19 protein-coding genes and 1 pseudogene are annotated in these 18,455 nt (G+C 39.4%); 3 read left to right on the forward strand and 17 right to left on the reverse strand.

Annotated elements, in window-relative coordinates; genetic code table 11:
- The first annotated feature begins 12 nt into the window (after nucleotides 1-12).
- Genes larE through larC form a run of 3 tightly spaced genes read left to right on the forward strand, consistent with a single transcriptional unit; the run spans nucleotide 13 to nucleotide 2,806 of the window.
- Nucleotides 13-831 (forward strand): ATP-dependent sacrificial sulfur transferase LarE, encoded by an 819-nt coding sequence (gene larE, locus F0Q01_RS06465; RefSeq protein ID WP_176753767.1) that lies wholly within the window; start codon nucleotides 13-15, stop codon nucleotides 829-831.
- 3 nt (nucleotides 832-834) lie between these two features.
- Nucleotides 835-1,578 (forward strand): nickel pincer cofactor biosynthesis protein LarB, encoded by a 744-nt coding sequence (gene larB, locus F0Q01_RS06470; protein ID WP_090487476.1) that lies wholly within the window; start codon nucleotides 835-837, stop codon nucleotides 1,576-1,578.
- Nucleotides 1,579-1,594: 16 nt separating this feature from the next.
- On the forward strand, nucleotides 1,595-2,806 hold the full coding sequence (gene larC / locus F0Q01_RS06475; RefSeq protein WP_090487479.1) for a nickel pincer cofactor biosynthesis protein LarC: 1,212 nt from the start codon (nucleotides 1,595-1,597) through the stop codon (nucleotides 2,804-2,806).
- Here the strand turns inward: larC and F0Q01_RS06480 are convergent, their stop codons facing one another.
- The 17 genes and pseudogenes from F0Q01_RS06480 to F0Q01_RS06560 form a co-directional block, all read right to left on the reverse strand.
- On the reverse strand, nucleotides 2,807-3,748 hold the full coding sequence (locus F0Q01_RS06480) for a LysR family transcriptional regulator (RefSeq protein WP_090154784.1): 942 nt from the start codon (nucleotides 3,746-3,748) through the stop codon (nucleotides 2,807-2,809). It lies immediately after the preceding gene.
- A 2-nt stretch (nucleotides 3,749-3,750) separates the two neighbouring features.
- Nucleotides 3,751-4,521, reverse strand: a complete 771-nt coding sequence (locus F0Q01_RS06485; RefSeq protein WP_090154781.1) for a tRNA threonylcarbamoyladenosine dehydratase — start codon at nucleotides 4,519-4,521, stop codon at nucleotides 3,751-3,753.
- A gap of 133 nt (nucleotides 4,522-4,654) precedes the next feature.
- The gene (locus F0Q01_RS06490; RefSeq protein WP_090487483.1) at nucleotides 4,655-5,524 is read right to left on the reverse strand and encodes a MetQ/NlpA family ABC transporter substrate-binding protein; all 870 of its coding nucleotides are present in this window, start codon (nucleotides 5,522-5,524) and stop codon (nucleotides 4,655-4,657) included.
- Nucleotides 5,525-5,584: 60 nt separating this feature from the next.
- Entirely contained in the window at nucleotides 5,585-6,247 is a 663-nt protein-coding gene (locus F0Q01_RS06495) for a methionine ABC transporter permease (RefSeq protein ID WP_090487486.1), read from the reverse strand.
- 88 nt (nucleotides 6,248-6,335) lie between these two features.
- Nucleotides 6,336-7,025, reverse strand: a pseudogene (locus F0Q01_RS06500) (methionine ABC transporter ATP-binding protein); the annotation flags it as partial.
- 364 nt (nucleotides 7,026-7,389) lie between these two features.
- On the reverse strand, nucleotides 7,390-8,910 hold the full coding sequence (locus F0Q01_RS06505; RefSeq protein ID WP_090487489.1) for an alpha-N-arabinofuranosidase: 1,521 nt from the start codon (nucleotides 8,908-8,910) through the stop codon (nucleotides 7,390-7,392).
- Nucleotides 8,911-9,033: 123 nt separating this feature from the next.
- A complete protein-coding gene (locus F0Q01_RS06510) occupies nucleotides 9,034-9,282 on the reverse strand; it encodes a DUF6171 family protein (protein WP_090154771.1) in 249 nt (82 codons plus the stop codon).
- A 38-nt stretch (nucleotides 9,283-9,320) separates the two neighbouring features.
- Complete coding sequence (locus tag F0Q01_RS06515) at nucleotides 9,321-10,835, reverse strand: sodium/proline symporter (RefSeq protein WP_090487492.1); 1,515 nt, start codon at nucleotides 10,833-10,835, stop codon at nucleotides 9,321-9,323.
- 24 nt (nucleotides 10,836-10,859) lie between these two features.
- Nucleotides 10,860-11,612 (reverse strand): amino acid ABC transporter ATP-binding protein, encoded by a 753-nt coding sequence (locus tag F0Q01_RS06520; RefSeq protein WP_090487495.1) that lies wholly within the window; start codon nucleotides 11,610-11,612, stop codon nucleotides 10,860-10,862.
- Nucleotides 11,613-11,640: 28 nt separating this feature from the next.
- On the reverse strand, nucleotides 11,641-12,297 hold the full coding sequence (locus tag F0Q01_RS06525; protein ID WP_090154764.1) for an amino acid ABC transporter permease: 657 nt from the start codon (nucleotides 12,295-12,297) through the stop codon (nucleotides 11,641-11,643).
- Nucleotides 12,298-12,310: 13 nt separating this feature from the next.
- Nucleotides 12,311-13,132 (reverse strand): transporter substrate-binding domain-containing protein, encoded by an 822-nt coding sequence (locus tag F0Q01_RS06530; protein WP_090487498.1) that lies wholly within the window; start codon nucleotides 13,130-13,132, stop codon nucleotides 12,311-12,313.
- A 176-nt stretch (nucleotides 13,133-13,308) separates the two neighbouring features.
- Complete coding sequence (locus F0Q01_RS06535) at nucleotides 13,309-14,124, reverse strand: phosphatidylserine decarboxylase (protein ID WP_090487501.1); 816 nt, start codon at nucleotides 14,122-14,124, stop codon at nucleotides 13,309-13,311.
- Nucleotides 14,125-14,820, reverse strand: coding sequence for a CDP-alcohol phosphatidyltransferase family protein (locus F0Q01_RS06540; protein ID WP_090487504.1), 696 nt, complete (start codon nucleotides 14,818-14,820; stop codon nucleotides 14,125-14,127).
- A complete protein-coding gene (locus F0Q01_RS06545; protein ID WP_090487507.1) occupies nucleotides 14,804-15,850 on the reverse strand; it encodes a lysylphosphatidylglycerol synthase transmembrane domain-containing protein in 1,047 nt (348 codons plus the stop codon). Before F0Q01_RS06545 ends, F0Q01_RS06540 begins: the two co-directional genes overlap by 17 nt.
- Nucleotides 15,851-15,890: 40 nt before the next feature.
- A complete protein-coding gene (gene mnmA / locus F0Q01_RS06550) occupies nucleotides 15,891-16,964 on the reverse strand; it encodes a tRNA 2-thiouridine(34) synthase MnmA (protein ID WP_090487511.1) in 1,074 nt (357 codons plus the stop codon).
- Between the two features lie 13 nt (nucleotides 16,965-16,977).
- Nucleotides 16,978-17,571: an HD domain-containing protein gene (locus tag F0Q01_RS06555; protein ID WP_090154751.1), complete on the reverse strand. Its 594-nt coding sequence runs from the start codon at nucleotides 17,569-17,571 to the stop codon at nucleotides 16,978-16,980.
- Nucleotides 17,572-17,635: 64 nt separating this feature from the next.
- The gene (locus F0Q01_RS06560) at nucleotides 17,636-18,448 is read right to left on the reverse strand and encodes a TrmH family RNA methyltransferase (protein ID WP_090487514.1); all 813 of its coding nucleotides are present in this window, start codon (nucleotides 18,446-18,448) and stop codon (nucleotides 17,636-17,638) included.
- Between the last annotated feature and the right edge of the window lie 7 nt (nucleotides 18,449-18,455).

An 18,455-nucleotide genomic window follows, 5' to 3' on the forward strand; every position in this document is an offset into this window, starting at 1 on the left:
AGGATTACAATCATGAGCGACAATAAACTAAATGAATTAAAAGCATACCTTAAGGAAAAAGGCAGTATTGCCATCGCCTATTCAGCTGGGGTGGATTCTACTTTTCTTCTTAAGGTAGCCCACGATACCCTAGGGGATTCCTGCATAGCAATCACAGGAATCAGCGAAGTCTTCCCTCACAAAGAGCAGGATGAAGCTTCTGAATTCTGCAAAAAAGAAGGCATCCGCCAGCTTATCCTCTATCCCCACGAGGTGGAGGACGAAGAATTCGCCAAGAATCCTTCTAACCGCTGTTACATCTGCAAGCACATTCTCTTCTCTCGTATGAAAAAGATGGCTGCAGAAAATGGCATTGCTTACATAGCAGAGGGCTCTAACTTAGATGACCTAGGTGACTATCGTCCAGGGCTTCAGGCCATAAAAGAATTAGAGATTTTAAGTCCTCTTAGAGAAGTGGGATTGACAAAGGCAGAAATCCGTCAGTATTCCAAGGAGCTAGGTCTTCCTACATGGGACAAGCCATCATTTGCCTGTCTTTCATCCAGAATTCCATACGGCGAGCGAATCACTCCAGAAAAGCTTGCAATGATTGAAAAAGCTGAGGATCTTATCTCCTCACTTGGGATTAAGCAGTTTCGTGTACGCATGCAAAAGGATACAGCTCGCATAGAGACTCTTCCTGAGGATTTTCCTATTCTCCTTCAGGATGATAATCGAAACAGAATAATTACTGAATTCAAAAGCTTTGGCTTCAAATATATATCACTGGATTTACAAGGATATCGTACAGGAAGTCTTAACGAAGTTCTATCATCAAAAAAGGATAATTAGACCATGAATGATGAAATCAAAGAATTATTAGAAGGTGTTAAAAACGGAAATATTTCTGTCGATGATGCCATGCACCAATTAAAAACAAAGCCTTTTAAGGACATCGGCTACGCTAAGCTTGATACTCACAGAGCCCTGAGAAATGGTGTAGGAGAAATCATCTATGGCGCCGGCAAAACACCAGCACAAATCATTGGCATTATTGATACCATGAAGGAATCAAATCAAAATAGAATCCTCATTACTCGCATTTCACCAGAAAAGGCTGATGAAGTCAAAAAAGCTCACGACATTACCTACTACGAAGATGCAAAAATTGCCATCATAGGCGGCATTCCACAGGCTAATGGCAAGGGCACAATTGTAGTAGCCACAGGTGGTACTAGCGATATTCCTGTTGCAGAAGAAGCTGCTCTTACAGCAGAGTTTCTTGGCAACAATGTAAAACGTATATACGATGTGGGAGTTGCCGGTATACATCGCACACTTTCCCACCTTGATGATATTGTAGATGCCAATGTAATAATTGCCATCGCAGGTATGGAGGGTGCTCTTGCCAGCGTACTTGGCGGACTTGCAGAATGTCCTGTAATTGCTGTTCCTACTTCTGTAGGATACGGTGCATCATTTGGTGGAATATCAGCACTTTTATCCATGCTAAATTCCTGTGCCAACGGAATCTCCGTGGTAAATATTGATAATGGTTTTGGAGCTGCCTACCAAGCCAGCCTAATTAACCATCGTTAAACTTATAGGAGGAACTATGAAGACTCTCTATATTGAATGTAAAATGGGTGCTGCTGGTGATATGCTTACAGCTGCTCTACTTGAACTGGTAGATGACAAAGATGCCACCCTTAATGAGCTTAATAAAATAGGAATTCCAGGAGTTGCATATACCGCTTCTTCTGCGGAAAAATGTGGTATCAAGGGAACTCATGTCACTGTATCCATAAATGGCGTAGAAGAAGAAATAGAACACAGCCATCACGACGAACATGACCATAATCATGAACACCACCATCATTCTCACAGTAGCTTAGCTGACATTACCCATATCATAGAACATCTATCTGTTGATGATGCAGTTAAAAATCATGGAATCGAAATCTATAATTCTATAGCAGAGGCTGAATCAGCTGTCCACGGTGAGCCTGTCAGTGAAATTCATTTTCATGAGGTAGGCACTATGGATGCCATAGCTGACGTGATTGCCGTATGCTACTTAATAAATAAGCTTCAGGTGGAGGATATCATCGTATCCCCTATCAATGTGGGAAGTGGAACTGTTAAGTGCGCCCACGGCATTTTACCTGTGCCTGCTCCTGCCACTGCACTATTACTAAAGGGCCTGCCAACATACAGCGACACAGTAGAAAGCGAGCTATGCACTCCTACAGGAGCTGCAATTCTCATGCATTTCGGCAGAGAATTTAAATCTATGCCTACCATGACTACTGAAAAAATTGGCTACGGTATGGGCAAGAAAGATTTCCCTGTGGCTAACTGTGTCCGCATTTTCCTAGGTGAGACCATAGGCTCAACAGATGAAATAATAGAATTAAACTGCAATATAGATGATATTACTGGAGAAGATTTAGGATTTGCTCTTGATGCCATCTATGAATCAGGAGCTAGGGAAGCATTCTTCACATCTGTCCAGATGAAGAAAAATCGTCCTGGCGTATTGCTTACAGTTATCACAACTGCTGCAGATAAGGATGCTGTGGTAAAAGCTATTTTTGCCAACACTACCACTATTGGCATCAGAGAAAAAGCATGTAATCGCTTTATTCTTGATAGAAAAATAGAAACTATTGATACTCCACTAGGCCCTGTTCATGTTAAAAAATCAAGTGGCTATGGAGTCCAAAAATCTAAAGTAGAGTTTGATGATTTATCAAAAATTGCAAAAGAAAAAGGGCTTAGTCTTACAGAAGTAAGAACTACCATAGCCCCTTTCATAAATGAGTAATTATCCTTCGTAGATAACAGATTTATCGATTTGCTCCAAAGCTTTGTGGATTTCCTCGATAAACTGCTCTCCCATTTTACTCATTACACTATTCTTTTTAGTTACATATCCAATTTCCATTACGCTGTTAGGATTCTCCTCATCTCCGCGATATGGAACTACGATATAACCGTCGCCATTTAAATCGCCCCAGATGATTCCTGAACATAGTGTATAACCATTGAGAGCCCGGATAAGATTAAGCATTGTCGATCTGTCTGTGACTCTCAATGTCTTTGGATAAAAGTTCTCGCTAAGAATCTCCTCTGCCAGAAATTCATTTTGGTCTCTCTGCTCAAAGAACATACATGGATATTCCTGCAAATCCTCAATGCTAATAGAATCCTGGCTTGCAAGTGGATGGTCCTTCCATAAATAAACGAAGGCACGGCACTTTATAAGTGTGTGAAACTCCAGTCCATGCTCCACAAAAAGCTTGTTCATGGCTCTCTTATTTCTCTCATTGATATAGAGAATTCCCACCTCACTCTTTAGAGAACTAACGTCATTGATAATATCCATAGTGGTAGTCTCTCTAAGAGCAAAATCGAAATCATTCATATCGTACTGCTTTGCCATATCAACAAAAGCACGTACTGCAAATGTATAGTGCTGTGTGGAAACACCAAACTTTCTCTTGTAATTACCCTCTCCACTGTATTTCTGCATTACAATATCGTATTGACGATAAAAGCCTCTAATGTCGTTAAGAAACTCCTCGCCCTCAGGTGTTACAATAACGCCCTTATTGGTACGCATGAAAATAGTGATGCCCACTTCATTTTCAAGCTCCTGAATTGCAGAAGTCAAAGTAGGCTGAACGATATAAAGCTTTTCAGCTGCCTTGTTCATTGAACCGCACTCTTGAATTGTAAGAGCGTATAAAACCTGCTGTAATGTCATAATTAAACTCTCCCTCCAAAACCGTTAGACAAATCCTTAATAACCTCACTTGCTAAAACAAGTCCTGCCACAGCAGGTGTAAATGCAATAGAGCCTGGTATATCACGTCTCTCTGTACACTTGTGCTCTGCGCCTGGTGGACAAATACAATTAGTCCTGCAGCTAATAGCCATATCCTCAACTGGACGTGTTGGCTTTTCATCGGAAAATACCACCTTAAGACTCTTAACTCCACGCTTTTTCATCTCACGTCTCATTACCTTTGCCAGTGGGCACATGGTAGTCTTGTAAATGTCGGCCACTCTAAATCTGCTAGGGTCAAGCTTGTTGCCCGCGCCCATGCAACTAATTACAGGAACATCAAGCTCCTTGCAACGCATGATAATTTCTATTTTGGCAGTAACTGTATCAACAGCATCTACTACGTAATCATATGACTTAAAATCAAATGTATCTGCATTCTCAGGAAGGAAGAAGCACTTATGAACTGTAATATCAGCCTTTGGATTGATGTCTAACATCCTCTCCTTCATGACGTCTACCTTGTGCTTGCCAACGGTACTTCTAGTGGCAATGATCTGTCGATTGAGATTAGTCAGGCATACCTTGTCATCATCCACCAAATCAAAGTGACCCACTCCAGTACGAACTAGGGCCTCACATACATAGCCCCCTACGCCACCAATACCAAAGATAGCCACTCTTTTATTTTGTAACTCCTCCATTGCATCCTTACCTAAAAGGAGTTCTGTTCTCGAAAACTGATTTAACATTTTATTATCCTATCCTACAAAGCAAAAGCAGATGATATCTACCATCTGCTTTTAATCTCCTATCTAAACAATAGGTAATTATATATTATTTTCTTTGCAGTGATTTGTCAATTATAAGCTGCAATTTCACTAATTAAAATGGAACAACTGCACCGTCATAAGTTGACTCAATATAGCTCTTAACATCGTCAGATGTGAGAACCTCAACAAGTGCTTTGATTCCCTCATCATTCTCGTGACCTTCTGCAACAGCAATGATGTTTACGTATGTCTTAGCAGCCTCTGAATCTGCAGACTCGTAAGCGATAGAATCTTTTGATACAGAATATCCTGCCTCAAGTGCATAGTTACCATTTAATACAACAAATGCTACCTCGTCCTTTACACGAGCTACCTGAGCTGCCTCAAGCTCCTCAAACTTGATGTTCTTTGGATTCTCTGTAATGTCATTAACTGTAGCTGTAAGACCTGCACCATCCTTTAATGTAAGAAGACCATTGTCCTGAAGAAGAAGGAGTGCTCTAGCCTCGTTTGTTGTGTCGTTTGGAATAGCAATTGTGTCACCATCTTCGATATCGTCAAGAGATGCCTTCTGACCTGGGTAGATACCAAATGGCTCATAGTGGATGCCACCTGCATTTACAAGGTGTGTACCCTTCTCCTCGTTGAAGCTATCAAGATATGGTACGTGCTGGAAGTAGTTTGCATCAAACTCGCCTGAATCTACTACAAGGTTTGGCTGAACATAATCATCAAATAATGTAACCTCAAGCTTGTAGCCCTTCTCCTCTAAAAGTGGAGCTGCATACTCTAAAATCTCTGCGTGTGGTGTAGCTGATGCTGCTACTGTAATTGTTGTAAGCTCCTTGTTCTCCTCTTTTGCCTCTGTTGCCTCATCTGCCTTTGGCTGTGCATCCGCTGTAGCGTCGCTGCTTCCGCAACCTACTAATGCACCTATTACAAATGTTGCCCCTAAAATGCTTGCTAAAATTTTCTTTCTCATGTCTTTTCTCTCCTTTGTGTGTAAAAATTTAAGTAATATATTATCTCCCCTAATATACCCTTATACTTTCTTGTGATTCAGTATTCTTGCTATGAACATTCCAGAGTTTGTAAATACCTGGAATAAAATAATAAGCAAGATAACTGTAACTATCATGATATCTGTCTGATATCTATAGTATCCGTACTGGACTGCTATATTTCCCAGTCCACCACCGCCTACGGTACCAGCCATAGCTGAATAACCAAGTACAGTACCTAAGGCTATTGTCGCGTTGGTGATAAGAGATGTTCTTGCCTCAACAAGAAGCACCTTAAATACGATTTGGATTCTAGATGCGCCCATTGATTTGGCTGCCTCTATAACTCCTGCGTCCACTTCCTTAAGTGATGACTCCACCATTCTTGCAATGTATGGAGCTGCTGAAATAACAAGCGGAACGATTGTTGCTGTAGTGCCGTATGACTTACCTACAATCTGTCTTGTAACAGGAATAAGTAAAATAAGTAAAATCAAAAATGGTACGCTTCGCACTACATTTGAAATTGCATCCAACACTTTATATAAAAATGGATTAGGCTTTAATCCGTTTTTATCTGAAGTAGTAAGTAAAATTCCCATTGGAAGTCCAAGAAGGTATCCAAAGAATGTGGAAACCACTGTCATGTAGACTGTCTCAAGTATTCCGTTTAATATCATATTTGTTGTAACACTATCCCACATAATCTTTTGCCTCCTTTCCTTCTCTTTGTTCTCTATTCTTTAACTCATTTTCCTTGTTCAGCCAAAAGAACTTGTCTTCTGGAAGATTAACCTCATCGATTCTTCCGCTTTCAATAAGCTCGCCGTCATCGATGATTGCCACCTTATTACAGATGGCCTTTACTACTGACATCTGATGAGTAATAAGAACTATTGTGATTCCATACTCTCTATTAATCTCCTTAAGAAGTGTAAGGATTGATGCTGTTGTCTGTGGATCAAGTGCACTTGTTGCCTCATCGCAAAGAAGAATCTTTGGATTGGAAGCAAGGGCTCTTGCTATTGCAACTCTCTGCTGCTGTCCACCTGAAAGCTGCGAAGGATATGATTTAGCCTTATCCTCAAGCCCTACTTTTGCAAGAAGCTCGAATGCTTTTGCTCTGGCTTCTTTCTTTTTTACACCCTGAAGTGTAAGTGGAAATATTACATTATCAATGACATTTTTCTGCTGAAGCAAATTAAAGTGCTGGAAAATCATTGATATCTCCTGCCGCTGTGCTCTAAGCTCAGCCTCATTAAGCTGTCCTAACTCCTTTCCGTAAACTATAACCTGACCACTAGTTGGTTTCTCAAGATAGTTCAAACATCGAATCAATGTGCTCTTACCGGCTCCAGACATTCCGATGATTCCACAGATATCTCCGCTTTCAACATTCAAGTTGATATTTCTAAGTGCCTCAACTCTGCTGTCCTTGCTTTCAAAGCTTTTTGATAAGTTTTTAATTTCTATTGCTCTCATTTATAAATCTCCTTGTGCCATAACCTGGCAATAAAAAAACCATTGCCGCTTATAACTACTCCCAGGCAATGGCTTCTTAAGATATTGGCGCAAGACAATAAGCCATGCACCCTCGGCCCTTAATCACCTGGGAGAACAGCATTCGACGCATGCACATATTCATCATTGATGTACAATTTATAGTTCTCATTTGCCTTGCTCCTTTCTTGAATATTAAATAACAATTAAATAATCATATGTATTTGTTATAGGAATATAATAGTCTCCTACCGCTGTGAAATCAAATAGGCAAAAATTATAGCTAGTTATCAACCAAATTGATAACTAGCTATATTTGAAACACTATTATTTTCCTAAATTTAGGCTATTTCTTAATTCTAATACTTACTACTGAGCAAGCTGGAATAGTAACATTGATTCCATTTACAGCCTTAGAGTAATCTGTAAACTCCTGCTCCTTAATTACCTCAGGATTTTCAAATGTATTGTGTGCATTCATAGCACCAGTTACAATAGATGCCTCACATACTGAATATGCATCTCCATCCTTTGTTAATTGAATCTCTATATTCTCTGTATCCTTAAGAGAATTGTTTGTAAGAGTAATATTGATTACTCCATTTTCATCCTCAGAAACTGACTCAAATATCTTAGGAACTTCATTTTCACCAGAGCCTACTTTGCTAGAGTTAAGCAAATCGCTTCCTAAAAGTGTAGCCCCCTGATGATGACGATACATCTTGAATACATAGTATGTAGGTGTCTTTATCATCTTCTCGCCTTCAGTGAGAACAACAGACTGAAGCACGTTAACCATCTGAGCTATACATGCAAGCTTTACTCTGTCTGAATGCTTGTTGAAGATATTTAAATTCATACCAGCTACAAGTGCATCACGCATTGTATTCTGCTGATAAAGGAATCCTGGATTTGTACCTGGCTCTACATCTGTCCAAATACCCCACTCATCTACCATCATGCCAATCTTCTTTTCTGGGTCATACTGATCCATGATTGCACCATGCTTTGTGATGAGCTCTTCCATGTAATAAGATCTCTTAAGAGTCTTGTAGAATATTTCCTCTGTAAAATCAGTAGCACTTCCCTTGTAGTTCCAATCTCCATCCATCTCTGGAAGAGTATAGTGATGAAGTGAAAGACCATCCATAAATCCATGCTCTTTCTCAGGAGTACCATCGAAGCATGTATCAAGCACAACCTTGGTCCAGTGATAATCATCTACATTGGCACCGCAAGCAATCTTTGCTATTGGCTTATTGCCATCATAATTTCTAACGTATGTCTGGTAACGTCTGTATTCATCAGCATAAAATTGTGGACGCATATTACCGCCGCATCCCCAGTTCTCGTTGCCTACTCCAAGATAATCAACTGTCCATGGCTCCTCATGACCATTAGCTTTTCTAAGATCAGCCATTGGAGAAACACCGTTAAATGTCATGTACTCAACCCACTCACTCATTTCTCTGACAGTGCCTGAGCCCATATTCGCATTTACGTATGTCTTACATCCAAGCTGTCTACAAAGTTCAAAAAACTCATGTGTACCAAAGCTATTATCCTCAACAACTCCACCCCAATGAGTGTTGATCATCTTCTTTCGAGATTCCTTTGGTCCAATACCATCCATCCAGTGATACTCATCCGCAAAGCATCCACCTGGCCAACGAAGAACAGGTATCTTCATCTCCTTTAAGGCCTCTACTACATCAGTTCTCATTCCATTTACATTAGGAATATCGCTGTTCTCACCTACATAAAGCCCCTCGTAGATGCAGCGTCCCAAATGCTCTGAAAAATGTCCGTAAATTTCTGGAGCTATGGTGCTCTTTTTGTTTTCGTTATTGATAACTAATTTTGACATTATTCTTCTCCTTTTTTCCCTTATTATTTTCTTTTTACAATACCTAATTTCCTCCGTCAATAACATATCTTTTAATAAGCAAAAAATTGATAAAAAAAGGTAAAAATATCACTAAAAAATGCCCTACCATTTTTTTGTAGGACATTTTGATATTTTAGCTGCTGCGCGAATTTCAACATAACATCCACAGGACATACAAGTACCTGCATTTAGCTTGTCGCATTCACCACATATATCAAGGCGTCTTTCGTATTCCTCGTCAGATACCATATCCGCCTCTTTTAGCGCACTTTTATATTTTTCTATCATAGCCATATCTGCATCAACCATATCACGAAGCAGACATCGCACACAAACTCTTTTATCAATCATAGTTATTATGCATCTTTCGATTACTAATTATGACTATTTTACTTGATTGATTCAAACTCCTCAACAATCTCTTTGCTAGGTGCTTCAGTAGCAAGGCTTACTACAACGCAGAGGATAAGGGCAACGATAAATGCTGGAAGCAACTCATAGATACCAAAGACACCGCCAAGTGGCTTGATTAAAAACTTCCAAACAAAAATCATAACACCGCCACCAAGCATACCAGCGATAGCACCATATCTATTAGCTCTCTTCCAGAAAAGAGCAAGAAGCATAATAGGTCCAAATGCAGCACCAAATCCTGCCCATGCAAATGATACAATACCAAACACTGAGCTGTTAGGATCTCTAGCAATGATAACACCAATAGCTGCGATAATAACAAGAACTACTCTTGCCATTACCATCTGCATATGCTCAGAAAGCTCAATTCCAAATGTCTCATGGATAATATTCTCAGACACTGATGATGAAGCCGCAAGCATCTGTGAATCGCAAGTAGACATTGTACATGCTAAAATTCCAGCTAAGATAACACCTGCTAAAAGTGATGCTATAAAGCTGTGCTCTGCAAGAGTCTGAGCAATTACGATGATTGCTCTCTCTGGGTCCTGAAGTTCTGCCAAAGCGCCCTTGCTAACCATAGTTCTTGCCATAACACCGATAAATATAGCTACGCCCATGGCGATAAATACCCAAACAGTAGAAATACGACGGCTGAGCTTGATCTTCTCTGGCTTCTCGATAGCCATAAATCTAAGAAGAATATGAGGCATACCAAAGTAACCAAGTCCCCACGCCATTGTTGAAATAATAGTAATGATACCACCATAAGAAACTCTTGATGCTGTATCAAAATCATATGTTGAAAGTAAGCTAATATATCCATCAAGTGATGTGGAATATGTGCTTACTGTCTGAAGGCCATCAACAGTAGAAAGGCCAAAGCAAACAACTGCAATAAGAGCAATAGTCATAATGATTGACTGGATAAAGTCTGTTACAGATGCAGCCATAAATCCGCCTGTAGCTGTGTATCCGATAATAACCGCTGCTGATGCAATCATTGCTACTGTATAATCAAGTCCAAAAAGTGATGAAAAAAGCTTACCACATGCAGCAAATCCAGAACCTACATAAGGAACAAAGAACACTACAATAATAAGTGATGATAAAAGCATAAGTATATGGCTCTTATCTCTAAATCTGTGCTCGAAGAAATCTGGAATGGTCACTGAATCATTTTTCTCAGAATACTTGCGAAGACGCTTAGCAACCAAAAGCCAGTTAAGATAAGTTCCAATACCAAGTCCAAAAGCTGTCCAGAATGCATCGCAAATACCAGTAGCGAAAGCAACTCCTGGAAGTCCCATAAGAAGCCATGAAGACATGTCTGATGCCTCAGCACTCATAGCTGTAACAAAAGGACCTAACTTTCTTCCTCCTAAATAATAATCACCTACAGTGTGATTCTCCTTGGCAAATGAAGCCCCCATAATAAGCAGTGCTGCCAAATAAACTACGATTGCAATAACAATACCTAGTGTAGCCATTTTTTCTCCCTTCTCTATGAAAATTTATTTTAAATAGTTAGCCAAAAACTGTCTCGTTCTCTCGTTAGATGGATTATCAATAAGCTGACTCGGTGTTCCCTTGTCTGCTATCACACCATTGTCCATGAAGATAATCTCATCAGAAACATCTCTAGCAAATCCAATCTCATGAGTAACTATAATCATGGTGGTATGCTGATCAGCTAGCTCCTTGATTACCTTAAGTACTTCTCCAGTAAGCTCTGGATCAAGAGCACTTGTAGGCTCATCAAAACACAGAATATCTGGCTTAAGTGCTAGCGCTCTTGCGATAGCCACTCTCTGCTGCTGACCTCCAGATAACTGGTGAGGGTAATTGTTCATCCTATCCTCAAGTCCCATCTTAACAAGAAGCTCCTTGCCAAGCTCTATAATCTCCTCATCGCTCTTGCCATTAGCCTCAAGCTTTGGAGCAAGAGTAACATTTTCAAGAGCTGTATACTGTGGGAATAAATTAAACTGCTGGAAAACCATTCCAAAGTGAAGTCGCTTTTCTCTTAAATCAACTCCCTTTTCATGTCCTACTGCACCATCAAAAAGCAGATTTCCATTAACAGATATTGTGCCAGCATCTGGTGTCTCTAAAAAATTAAGACATCTTAAAAGGGTAGTCTTACCAGAGCCAGAGCTTCCTAGAATAGAAAGAGTCTGCCCCTTTTCCATTTCAAAACTAATTCCCTTTAAAATCTCCTGATTGTCAAAGCTCTTTTTTAAATCCTTAACTTCTAAAATCGCCATAGTCTATCTCTCGTCCTTATGAATTATCCTATTTGAAATAATCCAATTTCTTTTCAATATAGCCAAATAACAGAGTCAAAACTCCACTGAATACAAGATAAAATGCACCTGTATAGAACAGTGGCCAAATGATTCCTGCACTCTTAATAAATCTCTCGCCCTCCCAGATGATTTCATAGAAGGCAATAACTCTCGCAAGAGAAGTATCCTTAACAAGTGTGATAACTTCATTTGAAATAGGTGGAACAATTCTCTTTACTACCTGCAGAAGCACTATTTTAAAGAAAGTCTGCCCCTTAGTAAGTCCAAGAACTGCGGCCGCCTCATACTGTCCCTTTGGAATAGACTGGATACCACCTCTGAAAATCTCACTGAAATAGCAAGCGTAGTTAATTACAAATGCAACAAGTGCTGCTGTAAATCTACCAGTGTCACCAGAGCCCCAGAAATTCATCCCGAAAAATATACCCGGTCCATAGAAAATAATGAGAAGCTGTAACATAAGTGGCGTACCACGTACAACCCAAATTATAAATCTGATTGGAAGTCTCACTATAGGATTCTTGTTCATAGAGCCAAAGCTAATAAGAAGTCCCAATGGAAGTGATAATAAAAGTGTTAAAATAAATAACTTGAGGGTTCCCAAGAAACCCTCAAGTAGTGATAATGTTACGTTTGCAAACATCTTAAATACCGTCCTACTGTTTTACGATAGCTGCCTGAACTCCGTACTCTTCGCCAATTGCGTTCATAGTGCCATCTTCGTAAAGTGCCTTGAGCTCATCATTAATATATGCTGCAAGGTCTGAACCCTTACGACATCCGATTCCGTACTCCTCGCTTGTAAGCTCAACTGTATATGTAAGATCTGGATAGCTTGTGCCCTCGCCTACCATAGCACCTGCCATTAACAAGTCGATGATACATGCATCTGAAGTACCAGCTGCAACTTCCATAACTGCATCAGCCTGTGACTTAACAGCTACATAGTCAAATCCGTTCTCTGAAGCTGCTGCTTCACCAGCAGAACCAGACTCTACTGCAAATGAAAGTGAAGATGCATCCTCTGCTGAAGTAATATCCTCTGCCTTGTCCTTAGATACTACGACAACCTGTGCATTGTTAAGATATGCATTAGTGCACTCCATTGCATTAGTAACTTCTGATGTAAGAGTCATACCATTCCAAACCACATCGATTGATTTATTATCAAGCTCAAGAATCTTGTTGTCCCAATCAATCTCAACAAACTCAACATCTACGCCAAGTGACTCAGCAACCTTTTTCGCCATATCAGCATCAAAGCCAATCCAGTTGCCATCATCATCCTTATAATCCATAGGAGCAAAATCAGTGATACCAACAACTAAAGTACCCTTCTCCTGAATATAAGCAACATCGCTATCTACTGTCTCTTCTGTAGCCTCACCTGTTGTAGCCTCTTCTTTTTTTGCACCGCAAGCACCAAAAGATGCAACCATTGCAACAGTTAATAAAGCAGCAAGTAATCTCTTCTTCATCTATTTTCTCCTTATAGTTTCGTTAAAAATTACTTTATTACTTTAGCATACTAAACCACTTATGTAAACATAATTTAATTTTTTATCATCAATTACATTTCCAAAACAAAAAACCTCCCACCTCTCTGTACCTACCAGAGAAGTGAAAGGCAATAATAATCTATAATATGATTTTACTATATCGTAGTTCCTATTTGTTGACCTAAAACAACAGGAGTCTCCTCTCCCTTAGCAGATGCCTCAAGCAATTGCTCATCAATTACTGCTCTACCCGGTGGAACAAGCACTATGATAGTAGAGCCGCCATATTCAAAGTGGCCTTTCTCGCTGCCGCGAGTTACCTCTTTTGACTCAGGCTCCTCATTTACTATACGTCCTACAAGCATAGCACCAACTTCCATCTGTACGCATTTGCCGAAATTCTCAGTTTCGATAACTGTATACTCCCTTGCGTTTTGTACAAAAACAGGACCTGCCTCAAGGGCTATAGGACGAACTGTGTGATAAACTCCAGGGATAACTACATCCACACCTTTCACACCAGATTCAAAATAGCTATATCTATGATAATGATTAACGCATAGACGATATACCAGACAATAGCCACCTTCAAAACTGTCTGCCAGCTCCTTATCCTTAAGCAAATCTCCTATTGTAAAAATGCTCTGCTTTACAGGGAAAACCTCTCCATTTTTAATAGGAATCACCTTAAGTAATCCGTCACATGGAGTGATAAGATGACTAGGCTCACCATCAATCGGTCTGAGTTCTGACTTAATTCTTCTACAGAAGAAGTCATTAAAAGAACCTATATCATCTAAAATATAGTCATCTAAATTAATATTATTATTTTTTGCAAAAGGGCGAATTAATGCCTTTGATATTTTGGAATCTAAAATAAATCCAGAAAAATCAGAAATTGGTTTTGATATTAAGGGGCGAAGTATTATTCGCCCCAATTTTGTTTCATATAAAAAATTTAATGTACTCATCTACGAAAAGAATAAAATAAAAATAACTGCTACAAACTCAACTAATCCCACAAAGAAAATACCGATAAACTGCTTAATGTTAGGCTTTGGTACCTTGAAATTGCCTATAAAAAGAAGGCTCATAATAAACAATACCCAGAAATAGAACATTGTAAGATCCGCTCTAACAAACCAATGAACTACAAGTGTAAGTGGAAAAATAAGTGCTGCTACAGTAACTGGCATACCTGTAAAGTATTCCTTACCCTTGATTTTAGCCTCTTCTGCTCTCTCCTCTGTTGTAGAGTTGAAATAAGCAAGTCTAATAAGTGCTGAAAGTACATAAAATACAGCAATAGAAATAAGAAGCACTAAAAGTCCCATGTGGTTTGGAATCTGCTTGTCAGTAAGTGAAAGTTCTGGAAGACGTCCATTTACTCTAAGCTGTGCAATTCCGATAGTTGCTGGAAGAATACCAAAGCATATTAAATCTGAAAGTGAATCGATTTGAATTCCAAAACGCTTCTCCAAATCAGTTCTGTTTTGTTTTGTTCTAGCAACCTTGCCATCAAATCCATCAAGCAATCCTGAAATCATAAGAAACAGTGTGCCGCAGTATGGATGTCCCACCTCTGTCATTGTAAAAATAATTCCAAGCAAGCCTGAGCAAGTTGAAAGATAAGTTAAAATAACCGTGTAATCATAAACTCCTATCATATCTCTTCTTCCCTTTCATATATCCTATCAGTGTGACTAATCCACTGATTGTCACGCAAATATAAAATGTAATACCGCGGCTAATCATATCTAATTCAAACGCCGCATTTTTTGTCATAAAACTAGAGAATCCATCAATCATAAGATAATCAGCTATTCCCATAGCACCTGGAATAGGGACAAAATTGTAACCTATTGTAATTAGGCACTGTTTAAAAAACAGCAAAACAGATTGATGTCTCTGACCGCCCAATGCCATATATACCATTGAAGGTACTACAATCTGGCAACTTCGCTGAATCACATTCCAAAAGAACGCCTTGAACATAATTGAAGACTTGCCAGCAATAAGGCTGGAGCAATTTTCATAATCAATCTGTATTTTGTTAAGCCTCAGTAATCTACTGTCCAGCTTGTGAATAATCTTTTTCTTGTGCAGGAATCGAAGAAGATTTGCCAGTGCGGTAAATACCTTTTCACCTCTTCGCAAAACCGCCAAGAAGAAAATAACTAGAACTGTAAGTCCTATAGCTCCTGCCCCTATAAAAACCCTAGACCAAAAATTAAATTCAAAATATAGCTTAGGTGATAGGATTACAGCTATCAAACCAAGAAAAATAATAGCTGCCGTATACATCATCAAATTCACAACTAAAGTAGCGGATGCCACACCCACCGGTATGCCATCTCTCAACATGAAAAATGCGCTGGCAGGCTGACCACCTGTAGCTGACGGTGTGATAGCCGAAAAATAAATATCTGATGTACTGTAAAGAATACCTTTACCTATACTTTTTTTGTATGAGATTTCCTTTAAAATCGAGCAAATCGCTACCGCTTCAAAAAAAACAAACAAAGCAGCCGAAATCATGGAGACAATAATCCATTTTTTATCTGCTCCTTCAATAATTGTAAGGAGCTTTTTTATAGACATGTCCTCACTCTGCTTTAGCACCGCCCATATGGTCAAAAGCGCCAAGGCCAAAGAAAAAATCATCCAAAATATTTTTTTCTTTTGAGAACCTTTCATTACAAAATATTCCTTAAAGCTTTACTAAAACCAAAATTTATCACAGTGAATTATTATATATTATTCCTCCACCAAGAACAACCTCTCCATCATAAAATACAGCAGATTGTCCCGGTGTAATTGCCCTCTGTGGCTCATCAAAAATAATCTTTGCAGAAGTAGGACCAGTCTTTTCTACCTGACATGGCTGCTCTGCCATTCTATAGCGAACCTTAGCCTTGCAAGAAAATCTCTCTGGAGTCTCATCTGGACCAATCCAATTTATATCCTTAACATACACGTCTCTTGTAAAAAGATCTTCATTCTTTCCTAACACAACCTTATTATTAGGAACGTCAAGCTTTGTCACATAAAGTGGATGAGCAGCAGAAATACCAAGCCCCTTTCTCTGACCGATTGTATATCCTACTATTCCCTTGTGCTGACCAAGCACATTGCCATCGGCGTCCACAAATTCACCTGGCTCATATTCCTTGCCAGTAAGTCTCTTAAGTGCAGACACATAATCTCCATCTGGCACAAAACAAATATCCTGACTGTCAGGCTTGTTGGCATTGATAAAATCATTGCTCTCAGCAATCTTTCTAACCTCATCCTTAGTCAATTCTCCCAGAGGAAAATCAGTGTGTGCAAGCTCCTCCTGTGTCATGTTATAGAGAACATAAGACTGATCCTTGTTGTCATCAAGTCCCTTTAAAAGCTGGTATCCATTATCGCATTTACGGATTCTTACATAGTGACCTGTTACTACCTTGTCACAGCCAAGCTCCAATGCCCTCCTATAGAGCTCTGAGAACTTCATGTGCTTGTTGCACTGAATACATGGATTAGGTGTCATTCCATTTTCATAGCAATTAATAAAATCGTTTATAACTGTCTCTCTAAATCTATCCTGAAAATTAAATGTGTAATGAGGCATGGAAAGTCGCCTTGCCACTGATTTAGCATCCTCTACATCATCTAAAGAACAGCAAGTGTTAGTGGCGCACACATTAATATCCTCATTGGCATAGAGCTTCATGGTGCAACCAATACAATCATATCCTTTTTCTTTCATTAAAAGAGCAGCTACACTACTATCTACACCGCCGCTCATTGCAATAAGTGCTTTCATAAAAATCCTTTACTTATTCTGGTTTAATATTTCCATTTTCAATGTTGCGCTTGATAAGCACATCTACCACTTCATCAAACAATTTCTGAGAACCAAGTGCTGTCTTGCCCTGACGACCATAAACTAAAGATGCCTTAGCCTGATGCTCTCTCCAGTCAGCTCCACCATTGCTGTCATTAAGCATAAGTGGCTGTATATTGTCCATGGCGTGAGCAAATTTTGCCTCAGCAGTCTCATAGGCTTCAAACTCATCAAAAAGCCCCATGAGCTTTTCCTTTTGATCATCTGGCAAAATAGAAAAAATGCGCTCTTTTGCAGCATCCTCCCTGGCCTTCTGGGTCTTAAGCCCCTCTTCATCGTATGCATAGGTATCCCCTGCATCGATTTCCACTATATCATGAATCAAACACATGAGCATTACCTTTGCCACATCTATTTTCTCGTTGGAATACTCCTGCAATAGATAAGCCATAATGGCCATGTGCCAAGCATGCTCTGCATCATTCTCATTTCGACCATGACCTGATATATGAGTCTGTCTGAAAATGTTTTTCTCTTTATCTATCTCAAGGGCAAAATCCATCTGCCTTTTCAATCGCTCATCCATTATAACGCCTCCCTATGAATATTACTTACAAATAATAATCCTTATATTTCTTAATAAATAATGATTATTTACAAAGCTCCCAAAATGTCACTGCACTTGCTGCTGCAACATTTAAAGAATCCACCTCATTGTGCATTGGAATAATAGAAACAAAATCAGACTTTGCTATTGTCTCATCCTTTATTCCAGTACTCTCTGTTCCAAATACCACTGCAAGCTTCTCCTGTGCCTTCAACTCTGGCGCGGAGAGGGGTATAGCACCTTCTTTAAGAGCCATAGAAACAACAGAAAATCCCGCCTCATGAAGAGTATTCATATAGTCTGAATCCTTTATAAAATATGTCCATGGCACCTGAAATACCGTCCCCATAGAAACTCTAGCAGCTCTTCTGTAGAAAGGATCCGCACTGGGATGGGTAAGAAAAATCGCCTCTATTCCAAGGGCTGCTGCACTTCTAAAAATAGCACCCACATTGGTAGGATTCATCACATCCTCCAAAATAGCAACTCGTCTAGCCCCTGCTAAAAGATCTCCTGCCTCTGGAAGATTAGGACGCTTACATGCAGCAAGCACACCTCTGGTCAGATTAAAACCTGTGATTTTATTAATCACATTAAGCTGTGCTATAAATACATCAATTTCTTCTAAATAGTCTCTAAGCAGACTCTGTACCACATCACTTTCAAAAGCCTTTTCTTCTACAAGAAACGCCAAAGGCTCCGCTCCCCTATCAAGGGCACGCTTAATTACCTCAGGTGTCTCTGCTATAAATGCTCCCCCCTTTGGCTCAAAATAATGATAAAGCTGAGCCTCATTATATTTTGTAAACAACTCCACTCTATCGTCATTAATATCATTAATTCTAATTATTGCCATAATGATT

The sequence above is a fragment of the Pseudobutyrivibrio xylanivorans genome, assembly GCF_010906925.1.
GTDB lineage: Bacteria > Bacillota > Clostridia > Lachnospirales > Lachnospiraceae > Pseudobutyrivibrio.